Source organism: Xanthomonas sacchari (genome assembly GCF_040529065.1).
Classification (GTDB): domain Bacteria; phylum Pseudomonadota; class Gammaproteobacteria; order Xanthomonadales; family Xanthomonadaceae; genus Xanthomonas_A; species Xanthomonas_A sacchari.
The window spans coordinates 4,133,780-4,148,676 of sequence record NZ_CP132343.1; the positions used below are offsets into that span (position 1 = coordinate 4,133,780).

Annotated in this window: 12 protein-coding genes; 5 read left to right on the forward strand and 7 right to left on the reverse strand. The window is 67.6% G+C overall.

Annotated features, from left to right (window positions below):
- Nucleotides 1-36: 36 nt before the first annotated feature.
- The 3 genes from RAB71_RS17460 to RAB71_RS17470 form a co-directional block, all read right to left on the reverse strand.
- Complete coding sequence (locus RAB71_RS17460; RefSeq protein ID WP_010340467.1) at nucleotides 37-1,023, reverse strand: malate dehydrogenase; 987 nt, start codon at nucleotides 1,021-1,023, stop codon at nucleotides 37-39.
- Nucleotides 1,024-1,059: 36 nt separating this feature from the next.
- Nucleotides 1,060-1,437 carry a glutaredoxin gene (locus RAB71_RS17465; protein ID WP_029561751.1) on the reverse strand — a complete coding sequence of 126 codons (378 nt, stop codon included), beginning with the start codon at nucleotides 1,435-1,437 and terminating at the stop codon, nucleotides 1,060-1,062.
- 91 nt (nucleotides 1,438-1,528) lie between these two features.
- Nucleotides 1,529-2,023: a peptidylprolyl isomerase gene (locus RAB71_RS17470; protein WP_010340465.1), complete on the reverse strand. Its 495-nt coding sequence runs from the start codon at nucleotides 2,021-2,023 to the stop codon at nucleotides 1,529-1,531.
- Nucleotides 2,024-2,222: 199 nt separating this feature from the next.
- Here RAB71_RS17470 and typA point away from each other — a divergent pair, with 199 nt between their 5' ends.
- From typA to RAB71_RS17485, 3 genes are all read left to right on the forward strand, one after another.
- The gene (gene typA / locus RAB71_RS17475) at nucleotides 2,223-4,052 is read left to right on the forward strand and encodes a translational GTPase TypA (RefSeq protein ID WP_010340464.1); all 1,830 of its coding nucleotides are present in this window, start codon (nucleotides 2,223-2,225) and stop codon (nucleotides 4,050-4,052) included.
- 16 nt (nucleotides 4,053-4,068) lie between these two features.
- Nucleotides 4,069-4,551, forward strand: a complete 483-nt coding sequence (locus tag RAB71_RS17480; RefSeq protein WP_010340463.1) for a DUF2127 domain-containing protein — start codon at nucleotides 4,069-4,071, stop codon at nucleotides 4,549-4,551.
- A 309-nt stretch (nucleotides 4,552-4,860) separates the two neighbouring features.
- Complete coding sequence (locus RAB71_RS17485; protein ID WP_234006531.1) at nucleotides 4,861-7,056, forward strand: ricin-type beta-trefoil lectin domain protein; 2,196 nt, start codon at nucleotides 4,861-4,863, stop codon at nucleotides 7,054-7,056.
- Nucleotides 7,057-7,143: 87 nt separating this feature from the next.
- Here RAB71_RS17485 and RAB71_RS17490 read toward each other — a convergent pair whose 3' ends face one another.
- Both RAB71_RS17490 and RAB71_RS17495 read right to left on the reverse strand, forming a co-directional pair.
- Nucleotides 7,144-8,301, reverse strand: a complete 1,158-nt coding sequence (locus RAB71_RS17490) for a mechanosensitive ion channel family protein (protein ID WP_010340461.1) — start codon at nucleotides 8,299-8,301, stop codon at nucleotides 7,144-7,146.
- A gap of 234 nt (nucleotides 8,302-8,535) precedes the next feature.
- On the reverse strand, nucleotides 8,536-9,930 hold the full coding sequence (locus RAB71_RS17495; protein ID WP_029561749.1) for a class II 3-deoxy-7-phosphoheptulonate synthase: 1,395 nt from the start codon (nucleotides 9,928-9,930) through the stop codon (nucleotides 8,536-8,538).
- A gap of 200 nt (nucleotides 9,931-10,130) precedes the next feature.
- On the opposite strand from RAB71_RS17495, the gene RAB71_RS17500 reads away from it, so the two are divergent.
- Both RAB71_RS17500 and RAB71_RS17505 read left to right on the forward strand, forming a co-directional pair.
- Nucleotides 10,131-12,269 carry a TonB-dependent receptor gene (locus tag RAB71_RS17500; protein WP_010340459.1) on the forward strand — a complete coding sequence of 713 codons (2,139 nt, stop codon included), beginning with the start codon at nucleotides 10,131-10,133 and terminating at the stop codon, nucleotides 12,267-12,269.
- A 318-nt stretch (nucleotides 12,270-12,587) separates the two neighbouring features.
- Nucleotides 12,588-13,469 (forward strand): S9 family peptidase, encoded by an 882-nt coding sequence (locus tag RAB71_RS17505; protein ID WP_010340458.1) that lies wholly within the window; start codon nucleotides 12,588-12,590, stop codon nucleotides 13,467-13,469.
- A 168-nt stretch (nucleotides 13,470-13,637) separates the two neighbouring features.
- Here RAB71_RS17505 and RAB71_RS17510 read toward each other — a convergent pair whose 3' ends face one another.
- Entirely contained in the window at nucleotides 13,638-14,150 is a 513-nt protein-coding gene (locus RAB71_RS17510) for a disulfide bond formation protein B (protein WP_010340457.1), read from the reverse strand.
- A gap of 200 nt (nucleotides 14,151-14,350) precedes the next feature.
- A complete protein-coding gene (gene rplQ, locus RAB71_RS17515; protein ID WP_010340456.1) occupies nucleotides 14,351-14,734 on the reverse strand; it encodes a 50S ribosomal protein L17 in 384 nt (127 codons plus the stop codon).
- Nucleotides 14,735-14,897: the final 163 nt, after the last annotated feature.

The window sequence follows — 14,897 nt, forward strand, 5'->3', positions numbered from 1 at the left end:
GCCCGGCGTTCCGTGACGACGCGATCGCGTTGGCGATCAGCCCAGCAGGTGGGCCACGCCGCTGCGCTCTTCTTCCAGCTCGGCCAGGGTCTTGTCGACGTACTTCTGGCTGAAGTCGTCGATCGGCAGATCCTTGACGATGGTGTACTTGCCGTTCTCGGTGGTGACCGGGAACCCGAAGATCACGCCTTCCGGGATGCCGTAGGAGCCGTCGGACGGCACGCCCATGGTCACCCACTTGCCGTTGCTGCCCAGCACCCAGTCGCGCACGTGGTCGATGGCGGCGTTGGCGGCCGAGGCGGCCGAGGACAGGCCGCGCGCTTCGATGATCGCCGCACCGCGCTTGCCCACGGTCGGGATGAAGGTGCCGGCATTCCATTCCTGGTCGTTGATCGCGTCGGCGATGGAGGCGCCGTCGGCGGTGGCGAAGCGGTAGTCCGGGTACATGGTCGGGCTGTGGTTGCCCCACACCACCAGCTTCTCGATGCCGCCGACCGGCTTGCCGAGCTTGAGCGAGAGCTGGCTCAGCGCGCGGTTGTGGTCCAGGCGCAGCATCGCGGTGAAGTTCTTCGGGTTCAGGTCCGGCGCCGACTTCATGGCGATGTAGGCGTTGGTGTTGGCCGGGTTGCCGACCACCAGCACCTTGACGTCGCGCTTGGCCACCTTGTTCAGCGCCGCGCCCTGCGCGGTGAAGATCTTGGCGTTTTCCAGCAGCAGGTCCTTGCGCTCCATGCCCGGGCCACGCGGACGCGCGCCGACCAGCAGGGCGATGTCGGCGTCCTTGAACGCCACTTCGGCGTCGTCGGTGCCGACCATGCCGGCCAGCAGCGGGAACGCGCAGTCTTCCAGCTCCATCATCACGCCCTTCAGCGCGGCCTGGGCCTTCTCCATCGGCAGTTCCAGCAACTGCAGGATCACCGGCTGGTCCTTGCCCAGCATTTCGCCGGAGGCGATGCGGAACAGCAGGGCATAACCGATCTGGCCGGCGGCGCCGGTCACGGCAACACGAACGGGTGCTTTCATGGGGGATTCCTCTGCTAAGAAAGTGGGTGGGGTGGATCAGTAGACGCGATAGCCCAGCGGCTGCAGGTGCAGGTCCAGGGCGGCGGTGTCGTAGCCTTCGACCACATGCTGGCCGATCACGGTGATCGGCACGCCTTCCAGGCCCAGCGCGGCAGCGGCCTGGCGGCCGGCCTCCTGTTCCACGTCCAGGACCGTGTAGCGGACCTGGGCGCGGGCGAAATCGGCCTGTTGCCGGCGGCAGTAGCCGCACCAGTCGGCGGCGAGCATGACGATGCCGTCGTCGCCGGTCAGCCGCCGCGGGTCGCCCGCGGCCAGTGCGGCCGACGGCGCCGAATCCGCGCTGCGCCACCAGGCATGCACGCCGCTGCCGATGGCGAGCAGCAGCAGGCACAACACAAGGGGGCGCATCGTCATCGGCGGTCGGGTGCGGCAATCGATCAGGAAAATGGTAGCACGCAGGCTCCGCGCGCCCGGCCGCAGGGCCGGTCGCGCGGACAGCGCCGGATCAGGCGTCGAGGGTGCGGTTCCACTCGGCGACGCGGTCGGCCTTGGCCGCCAGCACCGCGTCGGCATCGCCTTCGATGGTGATCTTGTTGATCACGTCGCCCTGGGCGACGCTGTCGACCACGTCCAGGCCCTCGAGCACCTTGCCGAACACGGTGTGCTTGCCGTCCAGCCACGGGGTGGCGGTGTGGGTGATGAAGAACTGGCTGCCGTTGGTGCTGGGGCCGGCATTGGCCATGGACAGCACGCCGCGCTCGTGGCGCACGCCGTTGTTGGTCTCGTCCTCGAAACGGTAGCCCGGGCCACCGCGGCCGGAGCCTTCCGGGCAACCGCCCTGGATCATGAAGTCGGCGATCACGCGGTGGAAGTTCAGCCCGTCGTAGAAGCCGCGCTTGGCCAGGTTCACGAAGTTGGCCACGGTCAGCGGGGCCTTGTCGGGATACAGCTCGATCTTGATCGGGCCGCGGGCGGTGTCGAAATGGGCGATCAGGGACATGGGATTCCTTGGAAACGGGGGCGTCATGAGGGGCGCATAGGATACACGGCGCCTTGTTCAGGCTTCGCCCGCACCCGCCGCCGGCGCCTGAACGGGCCCGCCCGGCCCACCGCCGCCGGGCGCCGGCAGGCGCCACGGGATCCGGGTATACTAGGTGGCTTCCTTTCCTTCCTCCTGGCGCCGGCTGGCCCCCTTTCGCATGTCCATCGAAAATCTTCGCAATATCGCCATCGTCGCCCACGTCGACCATGGCAAGACCACCCTCGTCGACTGCCTGCTGAAGCAGTCCGGCACCCTGTCCGAGCGCACGGTGCTGGCCGAGCGCGTGATGGACAGCAACGACCAGGAAAAGGAACGCGGCATCACCATCCTGGCCAAGAACACCGCCATCACCTGGCAGGGCAACCGCATCAACATCGTCGACACCCCCGGACACGCCGACTTCGGCGGCGAGGTGGAGCGCGTGCTGTCGATGGTGGACACCGTGCTGATCCTGGTCGACGCGATGGACGGCCCGATGCCGCAGACCCGCTTCGTGACCCAGAAGGCGTTCGCAATGGGCTTCAAGCCGATCGTGGTGGTCAACAAGATCGACCGTCCGGGCGCGCGTCCGGACTGGGTGATCGACCAGGTGTTCGACCTGTTCGACAAGCTCGGCGCCACCAACGAGCAGCTCGACTTCCCGATCGTCTACACCTCGGCGCTGAACGGCTACGCCTCGCTGGACGACAGCGTGCGCGACGGCGACATGACCCCGCTGTACGAAGCGATCATGCAGCACGCGCCGAAGCCGGACGTGGACCCGGACGGCCCGTTCCAGATGCGCATCAGCCAGCTGGACTACAACAACTTCGTCGGCGTGATCGGCATCGGCCGCATCCAGCGCGGCGTGCTGAAGAAGAACATGCCGGTGGCGGTGATCGACCGCGAAGGCAAGAAGCGCCAGGGCAAGGTGCTGCAGGTGCTGGGCTTCCTGGGCCTGGAGCGCATCGAGCAGGACAGCGCGCAGGCTGGCGACATCGTCGCCATCTCGGGCATCCAGGAGCTGACCATCTCCGACACCGTGTGCGCGCTGGAAGCCCCCGAGGCGCTGCCGCCGCTGACCGTGGACGAGCCGACCATCTCGATGACCTTCCAGGTCAACAACTCGCCGTTCGCCGGCAACAAGGACCTGTCCGGCGGCAAGTTCCTGACCAGCCGCCAGCTCAAGGACCGGCTGGAGCGCGAGACCGTGCACAACGTGGCGCTGAAGGTGCAGCAGCTGGAAGACGCCGACAAGTTCCTGGTCTCCGGCCGCGGCGAACTGCACCTGTCGGTGCTGATCGAGAACATGCGCCGCGAGGGCTTCGAACTGGCCGTGTCGCGCCCGGAAGTGATCATCAAGGAGATCGACGGGCAGCTGATGGAGCCGGTCGAGCAGCTGGTGGTGGACATCGAGGAGCAGCACCAGGGCGGCGTCATGGAGAAGCTGGGCATCCGCAAGGGCCAGCTCAAGAACATGGAGCCGGACGGCAAGGGCCGCGTGCGCCTGGACTACATGATCCCGGCGCGTGGCCTGATCGGCTTCCAGAACGAGTTCCGCACCCTGACCCAGGGTTCGGGCCTGCTGTTCCACGTGTTCGACCACTACGGCCCGAAGGAACAGGGCGCCATCGCCAAGCGCCAGAACGGCGTGATGATCGCCAACGCGCCGGGCGCCACTCCCGCCTACGCGCTGGGCCCGCTGGAAGAGCGCGGCCGCCTGTTTGCCGCCGAAGGCGACAACGTGTATGAAGGGCAGCTGGTCGGCATCCACTCCAAGGACAACGACCTGACCGTCAACGCGATCAAGACCAAGCCGCTGACCAACATGCGTGCCTCGGGCAAGGACGATGCGATCAAGCTGACCCCGGCCATCAAGTACACGCTGGAGCAGGCGCTGGACTTCATCGAGGACGACGAACTGGTCGAAGTCACCCCGAAGGAGATCCGCTTGCGCAAGAAGCACCTGACCGAAAACGAGCGCAAGCGCGCCGGCCGCGCGGGCTGAGCGGCAGCGCACGCCCATGGCCGCCGACAAGGCGTACAACCCGGATCCGCATGCGCATCCGGGTCTGCACCTGATCGCACTGCTGGAGGCCGGCAAGGGCCTGCTCGCGGTGTTGGCGGCCACGGGGCTGGAACTGATGGGTCCGGCCCCGCTGCGCGCGGGGGTGGACCGGTTGATCGTGCGCTTCAGCCTGGACCCGGACCACGGCGCCCTGCCCTCGCTACTGACCATGATCAACCCCGGCGCGGTGCATCTGGCCGCCGCCGGCATGCTCGCCTACGGCGTGCTGCACATCATCGAGGCCTGGGGCCTGTGGCGCGCCAAGGCCTGGGCCTCGCTGCTGGGCTGCATCTCCGCGGCCATCTACCTGCCATTCGACGTCTACGCGATCGTGCGCCACCCCGGCTGGGCCTCGTGGGCGGTACTGGCGATCAACCTCGCCGTGGTCGGCATCCTGGCCCGCGACCTGGTGCGGCGCCGGCGGCATCCTCCGGCCTGAGCCGCGCCGCATCCCTGCCACGGCGGCCACCGCCGTGACGCCCCAACGGACATCCTCCTGACGACCGCCTCGCCGCACCACGGGCTCGGCGGGCATCCCGTCTCGGAACGCTGCCATCCTGAGGACAGGGCGCCTCAGCCGACAGCGTGCCCGGCCGTTGGATTTGTGATGTCTTCCACCGCACTTATGTGCACAATCCCCGCAACGCGATCGCGCCACAAAATTGTCTACAGAATTGTCCAATCCGGTCGATTCTGACCCTTGACACGGTCCGGGCACCCCGGAACGCGCGCCATTACCAATCGGCCGATGGCGGAGACCAACACAAGGGAATCAACGATGCGACTCGCGAACGCGATGGGTTGGAGTGTGGCAGCGTTACTTTGCGCCGGCCTGAGCGCCTGTGGTGGCGCTATCGATCAAAAACACAGCGCAGCCTCGGGCGGCATGCACGCGTCCGCTGCGGCCACCGTCGCGCAGCCAATGGCAGCCACTCAGCGCGCGTCCCTGTTCGACGCGAAGGACAGCGGCGCCCTGATCCGCTACACCAGCCGCACCCCGACCGGACACGACGGCGCGTTCGCCCTGTACCCCATCACCCTCAGCGAGGCGCACGCCATCAAGGCCAGCGTCGACGGCACGATGACGGTGCCGACGCCGGACGGGAAGAACCTGCAAATCACCTACCAGAGCCGACGCGACGCGAAGCGTGGCATCTGGACCTGGGTCGGCCGGGTGAATGGCCAACCGATGGGCAACGAGACGGTCATCAGTTTCGGCAAGGACGCGGTGTTCGGATCGCTGGGCACCATCGATGGCATGACCTACCAGCTCACCACCATCGAGGGAAAGCCTTACATCATGGCGGCCGCCAGCGCCGACCTGCATTCGGCCGGAAGCCACGCGGATGCGCGGCGCCTGGCAGAGTCGGTCACACAACTGCCGGCAGGCAACACCGCCGAGGGCTATATCGCCGGGTACAGCAGCCTCGCGCAGGTCAACGCACAAGCCGGCACCACCTCGACCAACACGATCGACGTGCTGCTCGGCTATACGCCCGGCTACCGCGACTATCGCGGCGGGGCAACGGCAATCGACACCGTGCTGACCAATCTGGTGGAAACGGCGAACCAATCCTTCGCCAACGCCAACATCAATGTGCGCTATCGCCTGGTCGGGACCGTGCAGGTCGACTACCCGGACAACACGCCCAACGACGGCACCCTCAACGAGCTCACCGGCGTCAGCCAGGCCACCGCCGCAGCGCTGGTGCCGCTGCACGACGCCCGCGACCGATTCGGCGCCGACTTGGTCGGCCTGGTGCGGCGCTTCAACAACTCCCAACAAAGCTGCGGCGTCGCCTGGCAATCGGGCGGCACGGATTCGCGCTGGGGGTATTCGGTGATCTCCGACGGTGTCGACGGCGGCTACTATTGCACCCGCGGTACCCTCGCCCACGAGTTCGGCCATCTGCTCGGCTCCGGGCACCAGCACGAGACCGGCCAGGAGCCGGGCTTCAACTTCGGCCACCGCAGCGACACCGGCAGCTTCCACACCACGATGGCTTACGCGGTCAATGGACAGAGCGAGATCCTGGTGTATTCGTCGCCGGCGATCAGCACCTGCAACGGGCAATCCTGCGGCGTGCCGGACCAGGCCGACAATGCCCGCGCCTTCCTCACCACGGTGCCCAACGTGGTCCAGTACCGACAGACCGTGGTGCCATTCGACGATTCCAGTTCCCCCGGACAGATCATGGGTCCGTCCGGCAAATGCATCGATGTCATCAATGGGGAGACAGGCAACGGCACCCCGATCCAGATGTGGGACTGCAACGGGTTCCGCCAGCAGAAGTGGTCTTTCCAGCGCGGCAGCCGCAGCCTGCGCGGCCAGGGCACCGACAAGGTCCTCGACATTAGCGCCGTGAGCCGCGCCAACGGTGCACCTATGCAGCTTTATCAATCATTGAACACGGCGAACCAGGCTTGGTACTTCACCAACGCTTCGCTCATCGCCACCGGCGGCAAGGTGCTGGACGTAGTGGCTTACGGATCGACCAACGGCATGCCGCTGCAGCTCTGGGACAACCTCGGTGGTGCCAACCAACGCTGGTCGTTCAACCCCGCAAGCGGCGAAATCCGGGTCTCGACCGGACGTTGCCTGGATGTCGTGAATTTCAGCACCGCCCCCGGAACGCCGGTGCAGATCTGGGATTGCAACGGCACCCAGAATCAGGCCTGGCAGCTCGGCAAGAACGGCGCGATCGTGGGGTATGGCGGCAACTGCCTGGAAATAGCGAGTACACCCCAGAACGGCACTTCCATCCGGATGGCGACATGCACCGGCAGCAGCGCACAAGCGTGGCGGATCCGTGGCCAGATCCGCAGCGAACTACACGGCAAGTGCCTGGACGACTCTGCCGGCGGCACTCTCAATGGCGCACGAGTGCAGATGTGGGAATGCCTGGGCAACGTCAATCAGACCTGGGAATTGCAGTCGAACTGACACGCCTGTCAGCCAGGCAAGACCATCGCCGGCACCGCATCGCGTGCCGGCGACGTGCGTTTCGCGGGACCTGCGTCGCGGCGCCTCTTACCCAGTACCGCGCTGCGCAGGAACTGGCGCAGCCGGCACGCCATCCTCGGCGCCAGGCGACCGCATCGCCTCCGAATCGCTGGCGCGCACCGGCGGATGCGACACACGTGCTGGCTCCGGCGCGATTTCCGCGCGCAGCAGCGGCAAGGCGTAGGCATGCTCGCGCACCAGGAAATCCAGCATGCGCTCGCGCACGATGCAGCGCAGGTCGAAGGCATCGCCGGAGTTGCGTGCGCTGACCAGCAGGCGCACCTGGATCGTGCGTTCGCTGGTGTCGGTCACCTGGGTCACGCAGACCCGGCCGTCCCAGAGCGGCTCGCTCTTGCAGATGCGCTCCAGTTCGGCTCGCACCTGTGCGATCGGCGTGCGGTAGTCCAGCCACAGGAATGCGGTGCCGAGCAGGTCGGCGCTGTTGCGCGTCCAGTTCTGGAACGGGTTCTCGATGAACCAGGTCAGCGGCACCACCATGCGCCGCTCGTCCCAGATCCGCACCACCACGTAGGAGCTGCCGATCTCCTCGATGCGACCCCACTCGCCTTCGACGATGACCACGTCGTCGAGCCGGATCGGCTGGGTCAGCGCGATCTGCAGGCCGGCGATCAGGTTGCCGAACACCGGCTTGGCGGCGATACCGGCGACCAGGCCGATGATGCCGGCCGAGGCCAGCAAGGTGGTGCCGATCTGCCGCACCGCCGGGAAGGTCAGCAGCACGATGGAGGTGCCGACCAGGATGATCGTGCCCATCGCCACCCGTGCCAGCACCCGGGTCTGGGTCTGCACGCGGCGCGCGGTGAGGTTGTCCGCCACCTCGATCGGATGGCTGCGCAGGATCGCCGTTTCCAGCGCCGCCACGCCGCGCACCAGCAACCACGTCACGCAACCGATCATGCCGATGTGCAGCAGGTGCTGCAGGTCGGTCAACGCCTTCTCGTCCAGCGGCGTGGATTCGAGCGCGAAGCTGAGCATCAGCATCGGCAGCAGGAAGGCCACCGGCACGCTGATCACGCGCACGATGCGCGCGCGGCGGTAGTCGCGGCCGCGCATGCGCTGGGCGATGCGCAGCAGCAGCCACCAGGCCAGGAAACCGAGAATCAGTGCGGCGCCGATCGGCAGCGTATAGGCGCGCCAGGGCACCCAATGAAGATCGAGGGTCAAGATGCGCTCCTTTGTTGGGGGGAGGAGTCGCGACAGTCTGGCAGCGCGGGGATTAGCGCGATGTCGAGCGGGTGCGGCGGCGCCAGGCGACGGCCGCCATCGCGGAGGGCACCGCGCCTGTGCACGTTTCAGAAACCAGTTGCGTCCCGACCCGCTGCGCAACGCCGCAGCACAGGTCCTTGCACACTGCCCGCGGCGACGCGCGCTGCGCGCGCCGCCGGCGACAGCAAGCGACTACGCCAGCGGCGTGGCGACGGTACGCCCGTTCTGCTTGCGCACGATCGCCATCGCGATCTCCAGCGACTGCTCGTAGTTCAGGCGCGGATCGACGCTGGAACGGTAGGCGCGCTCGAGGTCGCGCTCGGTCAGTTCGCGCGCGCCGCCGGTGCACTCGGTGACGTCCTCGCCGGTCAGCTCCAGATGCACGCCGCCCAGGCGGGTCCCGGCCGCGGCATGGATGTCGAACGACTGCTCCACCTCGCCCAGGACGTTCTGGTAGCGGCGGGTCTTGTAGCCGTTGCTGGTGCTCTCGGTGTTGCCGTGCATCGCATCGCACACCCACAGCACGCGGCGGCCGTCGCGCTTCACCGCGTCCAGCAGCGGCGGCAGCTTCTCGGCGATCTGCGCCGCACCCATGCGATGGATGAAGGTCAGTCGGCCCGGTTCGTCTTCCGGATTGAGCACGTCGATCAGGCGCAGCAACTGATCCGGCTGCGCCGACGGCCCGACCTTGATCGCGATCGGATTGCGGATGCCGCGGAAGTACTCCACGTGCGCGCCGTCCAGCGCCGCGGTGCGCATGCCGATCCACGGATAGTGCGTGCTGAGGTTGAACCAGCCCCACTGCCGCGGCACCTCACGGGTCAGCGCTTCCTCGTAGGGCAGCAGCAAGGCCTCGTGCGAGGTGTAGAAATCGACGCGATTGAGGTTGTACAGCTGCGCGCCGGACAGGGTCTCCATGAAGCGCACCGCATCGCCGATCGAGGCCACCATCTTCTGGTAGTCCTCGGCCAGCGGCGAATAGCCGACCCAACTCAGGTTCCAGTATTCGGGGTGGTGCAGGTCGGCGAAGCCGCCGTCGATCAGCGCACGCACGAAGTTCATGGTCATCGCCGAACGCGAGTGCGCAGTGATCATGCGTCGCGGATCCGGCACCCGCGCCTGCGCGGTGAACTCCGGGCCGTTGACCACGTCGCCGCGATAGCTGGGCAGGGTCACGCCGTCGCGGGTCTCGGTATCGGCCGAGCGCGGCTTGGCGTACTGCCCGGCATAGCGGCCGACCCGCACCACCGGCAGGCGCAGGCCGTGCACCAGCACCAGGCTCATCTGCAGCAGCACCTTGAGCCGGTTGGAGATGGTGCCGGATTCGCAATCGTTGAAGTTCTCCGCGCAATCGCCGCCCTGCAGCAGGAAGCGCTTGCCCTCCTGCGCCTCGGCCAGCTGCTTCTTCAGCGCGAAGATCTCCCAGGACGTGACCAGCGGCGGCAAGTGCCGCAGTTCCGCCAGCGCGGCCTCCAGCGCCTGCGGGTCCGGATACACCGGCATCTGCAGCGCCGGCCGCTCACGCCAACTGGCAGGTGACCAGGACGGCGAGGGGGAGGTGGACACGGCGGCGGCGGACAGATTCATGAAAGGACTCCTTGGCAGTGTGCGATGTTCGCAGAGCCGGGGCGCGCCGCATAGCGCCGCACCCCGGTCACGCTGGCAGCGCCAGGACATGAACGGCAAGCAACACCACGATGCCACCATGACTTCCGGCCTACGCCGGCGTTTTTGCGAAAGCACACTGTTATTAAGTAACAATTCCTTCCCCTTCGGTCCGCCTCGCCATGACACCTCGCCCCCTCTCCTCCGCCATCGCCCTGGTCCTGCTGCTCGCCCCCGGCCTCGTCTTCGCCGCGGACGCCACCGACAGCACCGCTGCCGCCGAACCGACCGTCGATCTCGACCCGGTCACCGTCACCGCCAAGCTGGAAGCCGCGCGCAACGCGCTGTCGCCGGACATCGGCAGCAGCCAGTACGCGATCAGCGCCGAGGACATCGCGCGCCTGCCGCTGGGCGCCTCCACACCGCTCAACCAGGTGCTGCTGCAGGCGCCGGGCGTGGTACAGGACTCCTACGGCGGCGTGCACGTGCGCGGCGACCACGCCAACCTGCAGTACCGCATCAACGGCGTGATGATCCCCGAGTCGATCTCCGGCTTCGGCCAGACCCTGGACCCGCGCACGATCAAGAACATCCGCCTGCTCGATGGCGCGTTGCCGGCGCAGTTCGGCGACCGCACCGCGGCAGTGGTCGACATCACCACCAAGAACGGGGTGGAACTGGGCAACGGCGGCAGCGTCGGCATCACCGCCGGCTCCTACGGCACGCTCAACCCCAACGCCTCGTGGTGGGGCAGCGACGGCCGCTTCAGCTGGTTCGCCAGCGGCAACTACCTGCAGAACCGCATCGGCATGGAGAACCCGACCGACAGCGACAACCCGATCCACGACAAGACCCACCAGGGCAAGGGCTTCGCCGACCTCAGCTACCTGCTGAACGAGAACACCCGGCTCAGCCTGCTGGTCGGCTACGCCAACAACCGCTTCCAGATCCCCAACAACCCGGGGCAGACGCCGGCGTTCACCTACCAGGGCACCAATACCTTCGATTCCTCCCAGCTCGACGAGAATCAGCGTGAGAACACCCGCTTCGGCACCCTGGTGCTGCAGGGCGCGCTCGGCGACACCAGCTACCAGCTGTCGGCCGGCCAGCGCTACAGCAGCGTCGCCTTTTCCCCGGACATCGCCGGCGACCTGATCTTCAACGGCATCGCCTCGCAGGTGCAGCGCGCCAACCGCGCCAGCACCCTGCAGGCCGACTTCTCCACGCCGTGGGGCAGCACCCACACCCTGCGCTACGGCGTGTACGGCAACTTCGAACACGCCAACGCCAGCAACAACGCCTATGTGTTCCCGGCCAACGACGACGGCAGCCAGAGCAGCGACGTGCCGCTGTTCATTCCCGACAGCAGCCGCTTCCACGCCAGCACCTACGCGGTCTACCTGCAGGACGAATGGCAGCCGAGCGACGCCTGGACCATCAACTACGGCGTGCGCGGCGACCGCTACAAGGCCTTCGGCACCACCGAGGGCCAGCTCAGCCCGCGCCTGGGCATGGTCTGGCACGCCAGCGACAGCACCACCCTGCACGCCGGCTATGCGCGCTACTTCACCCCGCCGGCCACCGAGCTGATCTCCACCAGCGACATCGCCCTGTACGACGGCACCACCAACCAGCAGTCGCCGAACGGCGCCTCGACCAAGCCGCTGAGCGAGCGCAGCGACTACTACGACCTCGGCATCTCGCAGATGGTCGGCGATCACCTGACCCTGGGCCTGGACACCTACTACCGCAAGGCCGATCGCCTGCAGGACGAAGGCCAGTTCGGCGCCGCCTACGTCTACTCCACCTTCAACTACCGCTACGGCCGCATCCGCGGCGCCGAGTTCAGCGCCGACTACAGCAATGGCCCGATCAACGCCTACTTCAACGCGGCCTACAGCAAGGCCATGGGCAAGCAGGTGATGACCAGCCTGTACAACTTCGACCCGGATGCGCTGGCCTACGCCAACGACCACTGGATCCACCTGGACCACGACCAGAAGCTGACCTCCTCCGGCGGCATCAACTACGCCCTGGCCGACGACAGCCGCATCGGCGCCGACTACCTGTTCGGCAGCGGCCTGCGCACCGACGCCGACGGCGTGCCCAACGGCGGCGAGCTGCCGGCGTACTTCCAGCTCAACCTCAGCGCCGGCCACGACTTCGCCCTGGCCAGCAGCCACCCGCTGCACGCGCAACTGGCGGTGCTCAACGTGCTCGACCGCCACTACCAGTTGCGCGACGGCGGCGGCATCGGCGTATTCGCGCCGCAGTGGGCGCCGCGCCGTGGCGTCTACCTGAGCCTGCAGCAGGACTTCTGAGCAAGTGCCTGACGGCGGCCTGCGGCATGTCGATCGACGTGCCGCAGGGCGCAACACAGTGGACGACGGTGGTTGCGGCGGACTGATGCAGGCGCAGCCACCACCTGGAAGTGGCTCCCGGCCGGTCGAGGGGCCGCCGCCAATCGCCAGGTAAGATGCATCCGGAATATCCGACCAAGACACGTCCAGCAGTACACGAGGCCGCGCGCCGCGTCGTGGCCGTGGGGTCGCCCAGCGGAGGCAGCGCCACACGGCACGCCGATCGCACATGAACCGCCACGACGCATTGCCACGCATCCGTCCAGGCAGGTTTCGCACATGCGCAAGTACCTATTCGCCGCCTTCGCGGCCACCCTCCTCGCCTGCGCTACGCCGTTGCCGGTGCATGCCGATCGCGTCACGGACTTCCGGATGCCGGTGGTCGTGGAAGGCGTCGACTACGATCTCGCCGCGCGCATGTATCGCCCCACGGGCCACGGTCCGTTCCCGCTGATCGTCATCCACCACGGCACGCCTGCGGACAAGCGCAAGCTCGCCGACACCCGCCTTGGCTTCGCCCGCGCCGCGCGCTGGTTCGTCGCCCGCGGCTACATGGTGGTGCTGGCGCTGCGGCCCGGCTACGGCAGCTCCAGCGGCAGCTACCTGGAAGGCGCAGGCAACTGCCACGACGTCGATTTCGTCGTCACCGGGCACAGGATCGCGGCGGCCGAGGCGGCGATCGTCGACGCCGCCGCGCGTCTTCCCGACGTGGACCCGCAGCGCATCGTCGTGGTCGGCCAGTCCGCCGGCGGCCTCGGCGCGGTGGCGCTGGCCGATGCGCCGCCGCCGGGCGTGCGCGGCGTCATCAGCTTCGCTGGCGGGCGCGGCAGCAACGGCAAGGAGGTCATCTGCGCCGGCGAGGACCGCCTGGTCGAGGCGGAGAAGACCCTGGGCGCGGCCAACACGCTGCCGCAGCTGTGGCTGTACGCCGAGAACGATCACTTCTTCCGACGCGAACTGGCGCACCGCATGTATGCCGCCTACCGGGCCGGCTCGACGCCGCCGGTAACCTTCGTCGATCTACCGCCATTCGGCGACGACGGCCACAAGACCTTCGCCCAGGCCGATCCATCGGTGTGGGCCGAACCAGTGGCAGCATTTCTCGCTCAGGTCATGGCGCAGCCCGCAAGCGCGCCTGCACCGGCCAGCGCGCCGCGCTGACGCAGGCCGCATCGCGCGATCAGCGGTGGAGCCGGCGGCCGGACCGTTTGCAGAACGTGGCTGCGCGGCGGCAGGCGCGGGCGGCCCCGGGGGGTTGCCAAAGGGACGGCCCAGCGGCGCCGCCAGAGGCGGCCAGGCCGAGCGATCAGCGCGCAGCCAGGGGCACGCTCAGATCAGCGTGCGCCGCCGGCTCTTGAAGCCCGCATACAGCGCGAACACCGCCAGCAGCACGAAGCAGATCAGGCACCACATCGGCATCGACAGGCCAAGGAAACGCCAGTCGATGTTGCCGCAGTCGCCGGTGCCGGTCAGCACCCGGCGCAGCACCTCGAACGGCCCCATGGTCTCGCGCAGGAAGCTCAGCGGCGGGCCGCAGGACGCCATCGGATCCGGGAACAGTTGCACCGAGACGTGCTTGGTGGAGATGCCGGCGCCCACGAGCGCGGCCAGGAACGCGAGGACGCCGTAGATCTTGCGCCCGCCGGCGCTGCGCGGCCCGTGCAGGGCACCGAGCAGGAACAGCACGCCCAGCGCGGCGAAGGCGATGCGCTGGAAGATACACAGCGGGCACGGCTCGATGCCCAGCTGCAGCTGCACGAAGATCGCATAGCCCAGCAAGCCGGCGCAGACCAGAAAGCCGAGCAGGAACTGCGCGCGGAAACCCCAACGTAACGGATTCATCGGACTAGAACTCGCATCGACGATCCGCGCATTATCCGCGATCGTGCGCTCCATCACCATGCGCTACGGCGCTTTTGCAACCGTTCGCCAGCCCGGCGACAACGGCGCTACCAATCCCGAATCCCGACTCCCAAATCCCCGCCCCAAAAGCAAAAAAGCCCGGACATGCCGGGCTTCTTGCTGCTGCAGGTGCGAACCGATTACTCGGCCACTTCCTCGGCCACGGCCGGGCGGTCGACCAGCTCGACGTACGCCATCGGCGCGTTGTCGCCGGCGCGGAAGCCGCACTTGAGGATGCGCAGGTAGCCACCCGGGCGCGCCTGGTAGCGCGGGCCCAGCGTGGTGAACAGGGTGCCCACCGCTTCCTTGTCGCGCAGGCGCGCGAAGGCCAGGCGGCGGTTGGCGACGTTGTCGACCTTGGCCAGGGTGATAAGCGGCTCGGCGACGCGGCGCAGTTCCTTGGCCTTCGGCAGGGTGGTCTTGATCAGCTCGTGCTTGATCAGCGACGCCGCCATGTTCTTGAACATCGCTTCGCGGTGGGCGCTGGTGCGGCTGAACTTGCGGCCGGATTTCTGGTGACGCATGGGTTGGGATTCCTATGGAAGAGTGGGACTGTTGGAGATCGCTGTCGCCGTCCTGGCGTTGAATGTGGACTGCGGATGGTCCGTGCCGGCCGTCCCTGACCGGGCGACGCCGCGGGCTTGGCGACCCGTCGACGTGGTGATGCGGATGAAGCGAACGACACGC

What these genes read in the sequence shown, in the direction of transcription:
- typA (WP_010340464.1), top strand. Translation starts at nt 2,223, where the DNA reads ATGTCCATCGAAAATCTTCGCAATATCGCCATCGTCGCCCACGTCGAC.
- RAB71_RS17510 (WP_010340457.1), bottom strand. Translation starts at nt 14,150, where the DNA reads ATGAATCCGTTACGTTGGGGTTTCCGCGCGCAGTTCCTGCTCGGCTTT.
- RAB71_RS17495 (WP_029561749.1), bottom strand. Translation starts at nt 9,930, where the DNA reads ATGAATCTGTCCGCCGCCGCCGTGTCCACCTCCCCCTCGCCGTCCTGG.
- RAB71_RS17505 (WP_010340458.1), top strand. Translation starts at nt 12,588, where the DNA reads ATGCGCAAGTACCTATTCGCCGCCTTCGCGGCCACCCTCCTCGCCTGC.
- RAB71_RS17500 (WP_010340459.1), top strand. Translation starts at nt 10,131, where the DNA reads ATGACACCTCGCCCCCTCTCCTCCGCCATCGCCCTGGTCCTGCTGCTC.
- rplQ (WP_010340456.1), bottom strand. Translation starts at nt 14,734, where the DNA reads ATGCGTCACCAGAAATCCGGCCGCAAGTTCAGCCGCACCAGCGCCCAC.
- RAB71_RS17460 (WP_010340467.1), bottom strand. Translation starts at nt 1,023, where the DNA reads ATGAAAGCACCCGTTCGTGTTGCCGTGACCGGCGCCGCCGGCCAGATC.
- RAB71_RS17480 (WP_010340463.1), top strand. Translation starts at nt 4,069, where the DNA reads ATGGCCGCCGACAAGGCGTACAACCCGGATCCGCATGCGCATCCGGGT.
- RAB71_RS17485 (WP_234006531.1), top strand. Translation starts at nt 4,861, where the DNA reads ATGGCGGAGACCAACACAAGGGAATCAACGATGCGACTCGCGAACGCG.
- RAB71_RS17470 (WP_010340465.1), bottom strand. Translation starts at nt 2,023, where the DNA reads ATGTCCCTGATCGCCCATTTCGACACCGCCCGCGGCCCGATCAAGATC.
- RAB71_RS17465 (WP_029561751.1), bottom strand. Translation starts at nt 1,437, where the DNA reads ATGACGATGCGCCCCCTTGTGTTGTGCCTGCTGCTGCTCGCCATCGGC.